Below are 12,350 nucleotides of genomic sequence, written 5' to 3' on the forward strand. Positions count from 1 at the left end.
TCAGCCCCGCCCCGGGCAGGGTATTGGCAGCGCTGGTGGCATGCCACCCCGGCTTTTCAGCACGCGCCATTGCGCCGGGCGTGTGTCGACTGCAATGCGCAGCGCTGCGGGTGAAGGGTTGTGCGACGCCTGCTGCGGCCTGCAGGCGAACGCCAGTGCCTGCCCGGTTTCGGCCGCTACCTGCAAGCGCCGCAGGGCGCGGTCATCGGCACGTTCCGGCCAGCACAGCACCGCCGCGCAACTGCCCGAGCGCAGGCACTGTTCGGCAGCCCACAGGGCATCGGCAGGCTCGGCATCCACCTGTACCAGCCAGCGCAGGTCCACCCCCGCTGCCTGCCAGGCCGGTGCAAAAGGGATGAAGGGTGGAGCCACCAGCACCACTCTGCTGGCTTCTGCACTCAGCCGGGCCAGGGTTGGCCACAGCAACTGCAATTCGCCACAGCCGGGGTTGGCCAGCAACAGCTCGCTCAGTGCTGCCGCCGGCCAGCCACCTTCCGGCAAACGTTCGTCGAGGGCAGGATGGCCGGTGGGCTGCAGCCCGAGTGGCCGCGCCTGGGCCTGCCGGCCGCGCCATACCCGGCGCTGCTCCAGCAGCCTGTCGAGGTCGACCACGGCGCCCATCAGTCACGCCTCAGCAAGCCGCAGAACACGCCTTCGATGAAAAAGTCCTGTTCGGGCTGCACATCGATCGGCGCATACGCAGGGTTGCGTGGCAACAGCCGGTAAGTGCCACCTTGGCGTTGCAGGCGTTTGATGGTCACTTCGCCGTCCAGGCGCGCAACCACGATTTGCCCGTCGCGGGCGTCGGCCTGTTGCAGGATGCCGACCAGGTCACCGTCAAAGATGCCGTCGTCGATCATCGAGTCGCCCCGCACCTTCAGCAGGTAGTCGGGGGTACGGCGGAACAGGCTGGGGTCGAGCAGCAACTGCTCGTGGATGTCCAGGTCCGGGCCGATGGGGGCACCCGCCGCCACCTGGCCCAGCACGGGTATTTCGAGGATTTCCGGCCGGCGCAGCGGTTCGGCCAGGCGTATGCCCCGGGCCTGGTTTGGCGTGACATCGATGTAACCGGCCTGGCACAGGGCGGTGATGTGCTTGCGCGCAACGCTGCGCGAGGCAAAACCGAAGCGCGTGGCGATATCGGCCAGGCTCGGCGGCTGACCATGCTCGGCAATGCGCTCACGGATGAATTCGAAAATGGCGCGGCGTTTGGGGGTAAGAGTGTCCATGGAGCACATTTGTACTCTTTTCGGAGCACGCTGAACAGCCCCCTTCGTCGTCAGCTTTGGTTATGATCCCCTGGCTTGTGTTTTTTCATCTGGATATCCCATGCTGACCGCCCTGCTGTTCGACCTTGACGGTACCCTCACCGACACTGACACCCTGCACCTGCAGGCCTTTCGCCAACTTCTGCGCGAACACGACGGCCGCGAGCTGAGCCAGGCGCAGTTCGACGCCCAGGTCAGCGGCCGCGCCAACGGCGAGCTGTTCGCCGAGCTGTTCAGCGGCGCCAGCGTCGAACAGTGCCAGGCGTTGGCCGACCGCAAGGAAGCGCTGTTTCGCGCGATGTCGCCGTCGCTTGAGCCAATGCCAGGCCTGTTGCGCCTGCTGGAGCATGCCCAGGCCCATGACATCGGCATGTGCGTGGTGACCAACGCACCGCGGCTGAACGCCGAGCACATGCTGAACGCCATGGGCCTGGGCCAGCACTTTGAACATGTGCTGGTGGCCGAAGAACTGGCACGGCCCAAACCGGACCCGCTGCCCTACCTCACCGGCCTGCAGCGGCTGGGTGCCGAGGCCGGGCAAGCGCTGGCCTTCGAGGACTCATTGCCGGGGACGGCCGCAGCCAGTGGCGCGGGGATCTTTACCGTGGGCGTGGCCACGACGCAGACCCCGGAGCGGTTGCTGGCGGCGGGCGCCAGGCTGGTTGTCGACGATTTCAATGATGCGGCGTTGTGGGCGTTGATCGAGCGTATGGCTTCAGACAGGGGCTGTGTTCCCGAAGGCTAGGGAGTGGGAGCCGAACCTGCTGGCGCTGCAGCCGGGGTGCCGGATGTACAACCTGGAACGCTAAGCCGTGACGCCGCATTTCGCCCTTGCAGCCATACCGCCAAAGCCGCCAACCCTGCGGGTAGCAACAACGAAGCGAATACCTGGGCAAAGCTCCAGCCCAGTGCCAGCATCTGTGCCCCGGCAAAGGCACTGAGAATCGCACCCAGGCGCCCGATGCCGCTCATCCAGCTGGCGCCGGTCGCCCGTGCTTCAGTCGGGTAAAAAGCCGCCGCCAGTGCATTCATGCCAACACTTGCCCCATTAAGGCCAAAGCCCACAGCGCTCGCAACCGCACACAACCAGGCGAAGTCCGCAGCGACCTGACCAATTGCAAAAATCACCGCACCACTGAACAGGAAGGTCAGTACCAGCACGCGCTGCGCCGGGTAGCGATCCATGGCCCAACCCACCGAAATCGCGCCCAACGGGCCGCCAATCTGGAAACAGGCGGTGACGATGGCCGCTTCGGCCACCGAAAACCCGCCCCCCTCCTTTACCAGCGTCGGCAACCAGCCGCTGAACAGATAGACCAGGAACAGCGCCAGCACGTACCCGCCCCAGAGCATGCAGGTACCAAAGCGATACCGCGCAGAGAGGATGGTGCCGATTGCACCGCCTGCAGCCTGGGCTTTACCGGGCAAGACAAAGGTCGTGTCGGCGTTGACATGCTCAGGTGCCAGGCGACGGACAATGGCCAGAATGCGCTTGCGGTCCGCCCCTTTGCTGACCAGGAACGTCACCGATTCCGGCAGGCGCCAATACAGCAACGGCAGGACCATCAGCGGCAACACCCCACCCAATGCCAAGACACTGCGCCAGCCCAGGTTCGGAATCATCCAGGCGCTGACGAAACCACCTGCCGCAGCGCCCAGGGAGAAGCCGCAGAATGCCAGGGTAATGAGCAGCGAGCGGCTGCGTGCCGGGGCATACTCGCTGACCAGGGTGCTGGCATTGGGCATGGCTGCGCCCAGGCCCAGGCCGGTCAGAAAGCGCAACGCGACCAGGGCTTCCAGGTTGGGTGAAAAGGCCGAGGCCAGTGTCCAGAGGCCAAACAGCAGCACGCTGCACAGCAACACCGCCTTGCGCCCGTAACGGTCCGCCAAGGGGCCGGCAATCAAGGCGCCGAGTGCCAGGCCGATCAACGCGGCGCTCAATACCGGGCCCAGACTTTGCGCATCCAGGCCCCAGTCGCTTTTCAATTGCGGGGCAATGAAGCCGATGATGGCGACGTCCAGGCCGTCCAGGGCGATGATGAGAAAGCCAAGGAACACCACCCATTTCTGGTAGCGGCCGATGGGTTGCTGGTCGATCAGTTGGCGCACGTCGAGCGTGTTGTTCATAGGTATCACCTGTTGTTGTTTTTATGACGGTGTTTGTCGCAGCCCTAGTGGAAAAGGCTGGGTAAGCGCACAGGCCTTATGATGCGTGTTTCCTGAGCCACCACCAGGTCGCGGGTGGCATGCAGGTACGCGGCAAAGTCCGGGTCGGCATCCCGCGCTGCGCTGCGCTTCTCGAAGTCATCGAGGCTGTCATAGCCCCACAAGTGCACCACCTGGTTCAACGGCCCGATGCTGCTGGTGTAAAACGCCAGGGGTGCACCGAGGTGGCGCAGCAGGATCGGCATCGCCAGCTGGTCGAACGCCTCGAGAAAGGCCGCCATGCCGCGTGGGCGAATGGTGTAGATGCGGTGGTCGACCACAGGCTTGTCCATCACGCCACCTCCCGTGCGTTGCCCGCCGCCAGCCCCTGCTCGACACCCGCCAGATGGCGCCCGGTGATGTAGGCAAAGGTCATGATCGGCCCCAGGGTGATGCCCGCCCCGGGGTAGTTGCCGCCCATGATGCTGGCGCGGTCGTTACCCACCGCATACAGGCCGTCGATGACTTGCCCGTCGGCCGCCAACACTTCACCGGTCACACGGGTGCGCAGCCCGTCGAAAGTGCCCAGATCGCCCATGATCACTTTCACGGCAAAGTACGGTCCCTCGCCAACCGGCGCTACGCACGGGTTGGGTTGTTGCTGCGGGTCGGCCAGGTAGCGATTGAAGCTGGTGCTGCCGCGGCCGAACTGACGGTCTTCGCCGTGGACAGCGCCAAGGTTGTACTCGCGCACAGTCTGCTCCAGCCCTTGCGCATCGATACCGGCCTTGCCGGCCAACTCCGCCAGGGTCTGGCCCTTGAGCAGGTAGCCGTTGCGCAGCAATGGCCCCAGCGGCATCGGCGCAGGCTTGGCAAAGCCCAGCCCGTATTTGGCCAGGGTGCGGCGGTCGCATACCAGCCACATGGCGGTTTCTGCCTGCTCGGAACACGCCTCGATCAGCGCTGCGCCTACGTCGTGGTAGGCATTCGACTCATTGGTGAATCGCTGCCCCGAACGCAGCACGCCGATCACACCCGGCTTGTAGCGGTCGAGCAAGTGCGGAAAGGCAATATGCCGCCCACCACCCACCGGCACCTTCGACACCGGCATCCAGGCTGCAGGTGCCTGCAGGCAGATATCGACCTTTGCTCCCAGCGCCTCGGCCATGCGCGCGCCATCGCCGGTGTTGCCCGCTGGCACCGGTGAAAAATGCTCGCCGCCACGCCGTACATGCGGGTAGGCCTGGCGCAGCCGTTGCAGGTCATGGGAGAAACCGCCACAGGCCAGCACCACCCCACGCCGGGCCTCGATGCGCTGCTCGCTGCCGGCCTGCTCGGTCACCGCCCCCACTACCCGCGCCCCTTCGCGCAGCAACTGCCGCGCCGGGGTGCCTGTGAGAATCGGAATGCCCAGGTCCAGTGCCGAGCGTACCAGCCGTGCCGCCAGGGCATTGCCACTGGTGACCTGGGTGCCGCGTCGGTACAAGGCCAGCTCCTTCAAATGGGTCAGCAGGCGTTTGGCCACGTAGGCGAACGAGGTCAATGAACGGGTGACATTGAAGAAGTGCTTGAGGTCGGCATTCGACGAGTTGAACATCATGCCGATGAAGGTGATGGTCTTCAGCGGCGGGCGCAGCCGCGCCATGTCGGGCCCCAGACCACGGATGTCGTAAGGTGCGGCCAGTATCGAGCGGCCCACATCGACGCCGCCTTCCACCTGCGGGTGATAATCGGGGTACAGCGTGGGCACGAATTTGACTGCCGTCTCGCGCTCGAAAAACTCAACCATCTGCGGCGCGTAGCGCAAGAATGCCTCCACCCCGGCCGCATCGAAGCAGGCACCGGTTTCGTTGCGCAGGTAGGTCATGGCCGCTGCTTGGCTGTCATTGCCCCCGTGCCGGGTGCCCGGCACCCACAGCACACCGCCGGAAAACGCCGTGGTGCCGCCGAAGCACGCCTCCTTTTCGATGACGATCACATCCAGGCCAAGCTTTTTCGCCGTGATGGCTGTCGCCAGGCCGCCAGCACCCGCACCGATGACCAGTACATCGCAGCTACGCGTACTCATTGGCCTGCCCCCTCGAAGCCAGGGCGCGGGATCAATGCCATGGGCATGCTTTCCAGTCCGCCATCCACGGTCAGCTCGGCGCCGTTGATATAGTCGGCGCGGCGGCTGGCCAGAAACAGCACGGCTTCGGCGATGTCTTGCGGCTCACCGATGCGCTGGTTGGCGGTCATGGCGCTACGCCGGCGCTCCACCTGTGGGTCGGCATAGAACGCCGCCGACAATGGCGTGCGGATCAAACCCGGGCATACGGCGTTGCTGCGCACACCGCGCGGCCCCCATTCCACGGCGATCTGCCGCGACAACATGCTGACGCCTGCCTTCGCCGCGCTGTAAGCGCCACTGTTGGGTTGCGGGTAATGGGCTGCAATCGAGGCCACATGCACGATACGGCCCTGGCCGCAGTCCAGCATGGAACGGCCAAAGGCCTGGGCACACAAAAGGTAGCCACTGAGGTTGACCGCCAGCACCTGGTTCCATTGTTCCAGGCTTAGCGTGTCCAGCGCACCGGGGCGCAGCACGCTGGCATTGTTGACCAGTACATCGCAGCGCCCATGCAGCGCCTGTACCTGGGCCGCAGCCTGCTCCACGCTGGCCGGATCGGCAATGTCGCAGGCCAGGGCACTGACTTCGCCTGCACTGTGTTCCCCCAGGGTGGCCGCCAGTTCGCGGCATTTGTCCAGGTCGCGGTCAAGCAGCACCACGTGGGCCTGCTGCTCCACCAAGGCTGCGGCCAATGCTGCGCCAATGCCGCCGGCCGCGCCGGTCACCACGCATACGGCCGACTCCAGGCCTAGCCACTGAGAAAGGATCTTGTTGTTGTGCATGCTGCTCTCCAGAGCGTTGCTTGTTCTGGGCAACAGGCTATGGCCGGCAGGCCCACCGGCAGAATGGACAAAACCTGCAACCAGCCCCACATTCCCGTCAATTTGCCCACTGCGCCCTGAAGCCTGCGGGCAGCTATGGCACAGTAGCGGGTACTGAACAGAACAATTACAACACCATGAACAAGATCCCCAATTACGCCCTGTACGGTGAAACCGCGCAGCCGGTGTGGCACGAAGCCTTGCATGTGGAGCAGATATCCCAGCGCTCTGGCGCGCACAACTGGGAGATTGCCGCACACCGTCACGAAGGCTTGCTGCAGCTGTTGTACCTGCAAAGCGGTGGCGGCGAGGTGCTGTTCGACAGTGACCGGTTTCAGGTTCATGCACCCTGCGTGGTGTACGTCCCGGCGCAGGTGGTGCATGGATTTCATTGGGCCAGCCAGGTAGAAGGCCAGGTAATCACGGCTGCGCAGCACCCGCTGGATAGCATCGCCCAGGTGCTGGCACCCAACGTGCGGGTGCAACTGCGCAAACCACAGGTGATTGCCCTGCCCCACTGGGCCGCCGATGAAGACCCGTTGTTGCCCCTGTTTCGGGCCCTGCGCGAGGAATACCACAACCGCGCCCGCGAGCATGTGGCCAGCAGCATGGCGCTATTGCTGGCACTGATGATCCATGTCCTGCGCCATGAGCCGTACATGCCCGCAGGTGAGCAGCGCCCAGTATCAAGACGCAGCCAGCAACTGACGGCTTTTCGCGAGCTGGTAGACATGCACTACCGCGCGCACTGGCCACTGGCGGAATACGCCGCCGAATTGGGCATGACCCTGGTGACGTTGGGGCGGTTGTGCCAGGAACACCTGGGCATGACGCCGATGAATGTGATCAATGCCCGACTGGTGCTGGAGGCCAAGCGCATGCTCGGGCATTCGAGCCTGAGCGTGAAAGAGATCGCCCATGAGCTGGGGTTTGCCGATGTGGGGTATTTCAGCCGGTTCTTTCGCAAGCAGGCGGGGGTGAGCCCTAGCGGATTTCGGGAGGGCCAGTAACGCCCGCAGGTTCTGTGGGCGGTACTGGCAATGCACGCGTCTGTGGCTTACCCGCGAAGAAACCCGTGCAGGAAACATCAAACAGCCAAGGCCCGCTGCACTTCCCCCACCGTGGTCGCCAAACTGCTCAGGTGCAGGCTCGACACCCGCTCCACCGGCGCCTGATCCAGCGGCCATTGCAAGGCAATGCTGCCGACCAGGCGCCCTTCGGCATGTACCGGCAAGGCAATGGCGCGGATCAGGAACGGCAGGCGCACCGGGTATTCCCAGTAGCCTTCGGTGCGCTGACCAAAGCCCTTGTGCGCTTGTTCTTCGATATCGCGCAACAACCCGTCGTCACCCAGCCGCTCATGGGCCGCCAGGCGCTGCACTTCGTCCACCGCCAGCTCCCCGAGGCACGCCCGCCCCATCGCCGAATGAAACAGGCTGGCATGCTGCCCAACGATCTGACTGGTGAGCGGATAGCGCTTGCGCAGCACCTGGGGAATGGCGCTTTCCATCACCTCCAGCCGCTGGCCGTCGAAACACGACAGGTCAGCGACCAGCCCGGTGCGCTCACTCAGCTCCAGCAGCATGGGCGCTGCGCTTTCCACCAGGCGCCGCTTGAAACGCAACTGGCGGTCACCGAACAGGCGTCGCGCGCACAGCCGGTAGCGCCGGTCGGCAAGGCCGCGGTACACCCAGCCTTGCGCCTGCAAGGTGGCGATCATGCGCGACACCGTGGCCTTGGGCAGCGCCGTCAGGTAGTGCAGTTCTTCCAGGCCCAACGCCTGGTGTTCGCCCAGCAGGTCGACAATGGCCAGCGCCCGCTCCACCGAACGCACGCCGCCGCTGTCTGCCGTGATGCCCATGGGTATGACCTCCTTGTAGCGGGATGGTCAGGATAGCCAGCAAGATCCGCGCCTGCCCGTGCTTTCATGGCGCAAGCAGGCGTTGTGGCGGGCAGCGCACCACCCAGCGGGTGAGCTGTTCATGGGCATACGCCAGCTGCAGCACGGCATGGTCGGCCTGCGCCGGGCCTATGATTTGCAGGCCCATGGGCAACCCGGCGGCATTGAACCCCACCGGCACGCTGATGCTCGGCAAGCCGGCCAAGGTCGGCCCGATCACCACTTCCATCCAGCGGTGGTAGGTGTCCATTGCCCGCCTCCCGACCACCGCCGGCCATGGCTGGCGTGCATCGAAAGGGAACACCTGGGCCGAGGGCAACAGCAGGAAGTCGTAACGCTCGAACAGCTTGCCCATGGCGCGGTACCAGTCACTGCGGTCCAACGAAGCCTGGTACAGCGCCGCCGCACTCAGCTGCAAGCCACCTTCCACCTCCCACTGTGCTTCGGGCTTGAGCAATGCGCGCTTGCCGGGGTCGGCATAGGCTGCGCCGAGGTTGCCATGCACCAGGAAGTGGCGGTGGGTCAGCCAGCATTGCCACAAGCGCGCCAGGTCGAATGCCGGCTGGCAGGCCTCGACCTGGCAGCCCAGCTCGGCAAAGTCGGGCAGCGCCGACTCGCACAGGCTCATTACCCCGTCATCCATCGGCAGATAGCCGTTGTAGTCGCCCAGCCAGCCCACCCGTACTCCGCGAAAATCGCGCGGCAAGCCAACGGCAAAATCGCGCCAGCCTTCGCTCAGCGACAGCGGCGCCCGGGCATCAACACCCGCCTGTATCGACAGCAGCCGCGCCACGTCGACTACACTGCGGCCCATCGGCCCTTCTGTGGCCAACTGCTGCACGAACAGCTCGGGCGCCGGCCCATGCGGCACGCGGCCCTGCGATGGGCGCAGGCCGAACAGGTTATTGAACGCCGCCGGGTTGCGCAGCGAGCCCATCATGTCGCTGCCGTCGGCCACCGGCAGCAAGCGCATGGCCAGCGCCGCTGCAGCCCCACCGCTGCTGCCACCCGCCACCCGCGACGGGTCGTAGGCGTTGGTGGTGGTGCCAAACAAGGGGTTGTAGCTTTGCGAGCCCAGGCCAAACTCGGGCACATTGCTCTTGCCCATGATCAATGCCCCACTCGCCCGCACCCGCGCCACGCTGATCGCATCCTGCTCGGGTACCTGCTCGGCAAACAGCGGCGAGCCGAGCGTGGTACGCAGCCCGGCCGTGGCGGCGAGGTCCTTGATTGCCTGCGGCATGCCATGCATCCAGCCGCGCGAGTGGCCACGGGCCAGTTCGCGGTCACGCGTCTCGGCCTCGGCCAGCAGCACTTCGGCCGGGCGCAGCGAGACCAGTGCATTGACCTGCCGATTGAAGCGCTCGACATGCCCCAGGTAAGCCTGCATCACCTCCCGGCATGACAACTGGCGGGCATGGATGGCCTGGGACAGTGCCTCGGCATCGAGGGCAACAATGGGGTCGATGGCTAGCGGCTTCACGGTTTTACTCCAAGGTTGAAGGCGGCAGGCTTGACTGCCCGCGGTGCTTCTTTCAGGCAATAGGTGCCCAGCAATGTCAGCAGGCAGGCAAACAGCACGTAGAACGCCGGCGCCACTGGGGTGCCGAGCACCTGGGTGAGCCAGGTCACGATCAACGGGGCAAAGCCACCGAACACCATCACCGCCACGTTGTAGGCCACCGACACGCCGGTGGAACGCACCTGGACCGGGAATTGTTCGGCCAGGGCAGTAGGTGCCGGGCCGAAGAAGCCACCGATGGCCGTGCACAACAGCAGTTGCATGACCAACAGGCGCTCCAGGGAAGGCGCAGCGGCCACCCACACATACAGTGGGTAAACCATCACGAAGAACGCCAGGGTGAAGGCCATCAGCACCGGGCGCCGCCCCAGCCGGTCAGACAGCGCCCCGGATAACGGAATCACGAGGGTCATCAGCCCCACGGCGAGCATCTGCACCAGCAGCACCTGGTCCAGCGGCAGGCCTAGGCTTTTGTGGGCGAAGGTCGGCATGTTCACCAGCACCACGTAGAACGATACCGTCGCGCCGCAGGCCAACCCCATCGACACCAGCAGGCTGCGCCGGTGTTCACGCAGCACCTGCCACAGGCCGGGCGACTGGCCCTTGGCATGGCGACGCGCCTCGACAAACGCCTCAGGCTCCTCCATATGCTTGCGAATCCACAGCCCGACCGGCCCGATCAGCAGGCCCAGCACGAACGGGATGCGCCAGCCCCAGCTGTCCAGCGCCTCAGGCGAGCACAGGTGGGTAACCAACGCCACCATTGCCGCCCCGGAAAACACCGCCAGGCACTGCCCTACCAATTGCCACGAACCATACAGGCCCTTGCGGTGGGCAGGCGCGCTTTCCACCAGAAATGCCGTGGCGCTGGCATATTCACCACCGGTGGCAAAGCCCTGCAGCATGCGCGCCACCACGATCAGCAGCGGCGCAGCCATGCCGATGGCCAGGTAGTCGGGCGCGAAGGCGATCATGGCGATGGACACGGTCATCAGGCGGATGATCATCTGCATGGCCGCCTTGCGGCCCTTGCGGTCGGAATACATGCCCAGCAGCACGCCGCCCACCGGGCGCATGAAAAACCCGACGCCGAAGGTGGCAAGGGCCATCAGCAGCGAGGCGTACGCGTCGTCGGACGGGAAGAACTGCCGGGCGATGATGCTGGCCAGAAAGCCATACACGATAAAGTCATACCATTCCAGAGCGTTGCCAATAACGGCGGCCACCACTTGCCGGGTACGCGACACGCCGGTGCTCGAAGTCTGCATAGGGAACACTCCACACAATGATTGGGTGATCGCCCAGGCGCAGTCGCGCCCGGGTTCCAGCGGCAGTGGTCAAAAAGGGACAATCAGGCAGGTGCCAACCAGCGCTCTGCCAGCGCGCCCCAATAGGCGGCGCCGGTCAGCAGGATGTCGTCGTTGAAGTCGTAGGCCGGGTTGTGCACCATCGGCCGCGATACACCATTGCCGATGAACAGGTAGGCCCCCGGGCAGCGCTGCAGCATCCAGGCGAAGTCTTCGCTGCCCATCAGCTTGCGGGTGTTGCCATCCACAGCCTGGGCGCCCAGCAACTCGACCCCTACTTGGGTGGCAAAGGCGTTTTCAGCGGCATGGTTGACCAGCACCGGGTAGGCCGGGCGGTGCTCGATGCTGGCGCGGCAGCCAAAGCTCTCGGCCTGACTGACGATGATTGCCCGCACCCGCTCAAGGGCCTGCGCCCGCACCTCGGCGTTCAGTGCGCGCAGGCTAAGGCGCAACAGCGCCTGTTGCGGAATCACGTTGGCCGCTTCGCCGGCCTGCAACGCGCCGACGGTGACCACTGCCGCCTCCTGCGCATCGATATTGCGCGCCACCACGGTTTGCAGCGCCATCACCACACTGGCGGCCGCCACCAGCGGGTCGACGGTCAGGTGCGGCATCGAGCCATGGCCACCCACCCCGTCCAGGGTCACCGTCAGCAGGTCTTGCGAAGCCATCATCGGCCCTTCACGAAACCCCAGGTGCCCGGCCGGCAGCCCTGGCATGTTGTGCATGCCGAATAGCGCATCACATGGGAATCGCTCCAACAGGCCGTCGGCCAGCATCGCCTCGGCACCGCCCTGGCCCTCCTCGGCCGGCTGGAAGATCAGTGTCAGCGTGCCGTCGAACTGCCGGGTTGCCGCCAGGTAGCGCGCGGCGCCAAGCAGCATGGTAGTGTGCCCGTCATGACCACAGGCGTGCATGCAGCCTGGGTGCTGGCTGCTGTATGCCGCACCCGTTGCTTCGTGGATGGGCAGCACGTCCATGTCGGCGCGCAGGCCCAGCCGGCGGGGGCTGCTGCCATTGCGCAGCACGCCGACCACGCCGGTCTTGCCGATACCGGTGTGCACTTCATAGCCCCATGCCTCCAGCAGTCGGGCGACCAATGCCGAGGTGCGGCTTTCTTCAAAGCCCAGTTCCGGGTGAGCGTGGATATCGTGACGGATCGCGTGCAGGTCGCTGGCCACGTCGGCGAGCCAGGCCTGGATATGCTGATGTCGGGACATGTGGAGTCTCCTCGCGCGGGTGGTTTCCCGTTCTTGTTGTTCGCCTTCAGGTCACGA

General features: G+C 65.2%; 12 protein-coding genes. 2 read left to right on the forward strand and 10 right to left on the reverse strand.

Annotated elements, in window-relative coordinates; all coding sequences use genetic code 11:
• Both imuA and lexA read right to left on the reverse strand, forming a co-directional pair.
• Positions 1 to 621 carry a translesion DNA synthesis-associated protein ImuA gene (gene imuA, locus LMH93_RS14370; RefSeq protein ID WP_098090248.1) on the reverse strand — a complete coding sequence of 207 codons (621 nt, stop codon included), beginning with the start codon at positions 619 to 621 and terminating at the stop codon, positions 1 to 3.
• A complete protein-coding gene (gene lexA, locus LMH93_RS14375) occupies positions 621 to 1,238 on the reverse strand; it encodes a transcriptional repressor LexA (protein WP_012052394.1) in 618 nt (205 codons plus the stop codon). Before lexA ends, imuA begins: the two co-directional genes overlap by 1 nt.
• Positions 1,239 to 1,329: 91 nt before the next feature.
• Between lexA and LMH93_RS14380 the strand changes: the two genes are divergently transcribed.
• Positions 1,330 to 2,013, forward strand: coding sequence for an HAD family hydrolase (locus LMH93_RS14380; protein WP_004374207.1), 684 nt, complete (start codon positions 1,330 to 1,332; stop codon positions 2,011 to 2,013).
• Here LMH93_RS14380 and LMH93_RS14385 read toward each other — a convergent pair.
• From LMH93_RS14385 to LMH93_RS14400, 4 genes are read right to left on the reverse strand one after another with little or no spacing between them, the layout of a single operon-like run.
• Entirely contained in the window at positions 2,010 to 3,395 is a 1,386-nt protein-coding gene (locus tag LMH93_RS14385; protein WP_004374205.1) for an MFS transporter, read from the reverse strand. The genes LMH93_RS14380 and LMH93_RS14385 overlap by 4 nt on opposite strands.
• Positions 3,396 to 3,439: 44 nt before the next feature.
• Positions 3,440 to 3,766, reverse strand: a complete 327-nt coding sequence (locus LMH93_RS14390; protein ID WP_004374204.1) for an NIPSNAP family protein — start codon at positions 3,764 to 3,766, stop codon at positions 3,440 to 3,442.
• A complete protein-coding gene (locus tag LMH93_RS14395; protein WP_060537397.1) occupies positions 3,766 to 5,481 on the reverse strand; it encodes an FAD-dependent oxidoreductase in 1,716 nt (571 codons plus the stop codon). The genes LMH93_RS14390 and LMH93_RS14395 overlap by 1 nt, the downstream gene beginning before the upstream one ends.
• Positions 5,478 to 6,305, reverse strand: coding sequence for an SDR family NAD(P)-dependent oxidoreductase (locus tag LMH93_RS14400; RefSeq protein WP_004374198.1), 828 nt, complete (start codon positions 6,303 to 6,305; stop codon positions 5,478 to 5,480). Before LMH93_RS14400 ends, LMH93_RS14395 begins: the two co-directional genes overlap by 4 nt.
• 176 nt (positions 6,306 to 6,481) lie before the next feature.
• Here LMH93_RS14400 and LMH93_RS14405 point away from each other — a divergent pair, with 176 nt between their 5' ends.
• Entirely contained in the window at positions 6,482 to 7,354 is an 873-nt protein-coding gene (locus LMH93_RS14405; RefSeq protein WP_026031933.1) for a helix-turn-helix domain-containing protein, read from the forward strand.
• A 77-nt stretch (positions 7,355 to 7,431) separates the two neighbouring features.
• Here LMH93_RS14405 and LMH93_RS14410 read toward each other — a convergent pair whose 3' ends face one another.
• From LMH93_RS14410 to LMH93_RS14425, 4 genes are all read right to left on the reverse strand, one after another.
• Positions 7,432 to 8,205: an IclR family transcriptional regulator gene (locus LMH93_RS14410; RefSeq protein WP_004576295.1), complete on the reverse strand. Its 774-nt coding sequence runs from the start codon at positions 8,203 to 8,205 to the stop codon at positions 7,432 to 7,434.
• A gap of 64 nt (positions 8,206 to 8,269) precedes the next feature.
• The gene (locus tag LMH93_RS14415) at positions 8,270 to 9,727 is read right to left on the reverse strand and encodes an amidase (RefSeq protein ID WP_230064296.1); all 1,458 of its coding nucleotides are present in this window, start codon (positions 9,725 to 9,727) and stop codon (positions 8,270 to 8,272) included.
• Entirely contained in the window at positions 9,724 to 11,034 is a 1,311-nt protein-coding gene (locus LMH93_RS14420; RefSeq protein ID WP_098090242.1) for a citrate-proton symporter, read from the reverse strand. Before LMH93_RS14420 ends, LMH93_RS14415 begins: the two co-directional genes overlap by 4 nt.
• 83 nt (positions 11,035 to 11,117) lie before the next feature.
• A complete protein-coding gene (locus tag LMH93_RS14425; RefSeq protein WP_230064297.1) occupies positions 11,118 to 12,293 on the reverse strand; it encodes a M20 aminoacylase family protein in 1,176 nt (391 codons plus the stop codon).
• Positions 12,294 to 12,350 lie beyond the last annotated feature (57 nt).

This window comes from Pseudomonas sp. CIP-10 (genome assembly GCF_020911845.1).
Classification (GTDB): Bacteria; Pseudomonadota; Gammaproteobacteria; order Pseudomonadales; family Pseudomonadaceae; genus Aquipseudomonas; species Aquipseudomonas alloputida.

Coding starts and splice junctions, on each gene's coding strand:
- imuA (WP_098090248.1), bottom strand. CDS start 621: ATGGGCGCCGTGGTCGACCTCGACAGGCTGCTGGAGCAGCGCCGGGTA.
- LMH93_RS14400 (WP_004374198.1), bottom strand. CDS start 6,305: ATGCACAACAACAAGATCCTTTCTCAGTGGCTAGGCCTGGAGTCGGCC.
- LMH93_RS14385 (WP_004374205.1), bottom strand. CDS start 3,395: ATGAACAACACGCTCGACGTGCGCCAACTGATCGACCAGCAACCCATC.
- LMH93_RS14405 (WP_026031933.1), top strand. CDS start 6,482: ATGAACAAGATCCCCAATTACGCCCTGTACGGTGAAACCGCGCAGCCG.
- LMH93_RS14410 (WP_004576295.1), bottom strand. CDS start 8,205: ATGGGCATCACGGCAGACAGCGGCGGCGTGCGTTCGGTGGAGCGGGCG.
- LMH93_RS14395 (WP_060537397.1), bottom strand. CDS start 5,481: ATGAGTACGCGTAGCTGCGATGTACTGGTCATCGGTGCGGGTGCTGGC.
- LMH93_RS14425 (WP_230064297.1), bottom strand. CDS start 12,293: ATGTCCCGACATCAGCATATCCAGGCCTGGCTCGCCGACGTGGCCAGC.
- LMH93_RS14390 (WP_004374204.1), bottom strand. CDS start 3,766: ATGGACAAGCCTGTGGTCGACCACCGCATCTACACCATTCGCCCACGC.
- lexA (WP_012052394.1), bottom strand. CDS start 1,238: ATGTGCTCCATGGACACTCTTACCCCCAAACGCCGCGCCATTTTCGAA.
- LMH93_RS14420 (WP_098090242.1), bottom strand. CDS start 11,034: ATGCAGACTTCGAGCACCGGCGTGTCGCGTACCCGGCAAGTGGTGGCC.
- LMH93_RS14380 (WP_004374207.1), top strand. CDS start 1,330: ATGCTGACCGCCCTGCTGTTCGACCTTGACGGTACCCTCACCGACACT.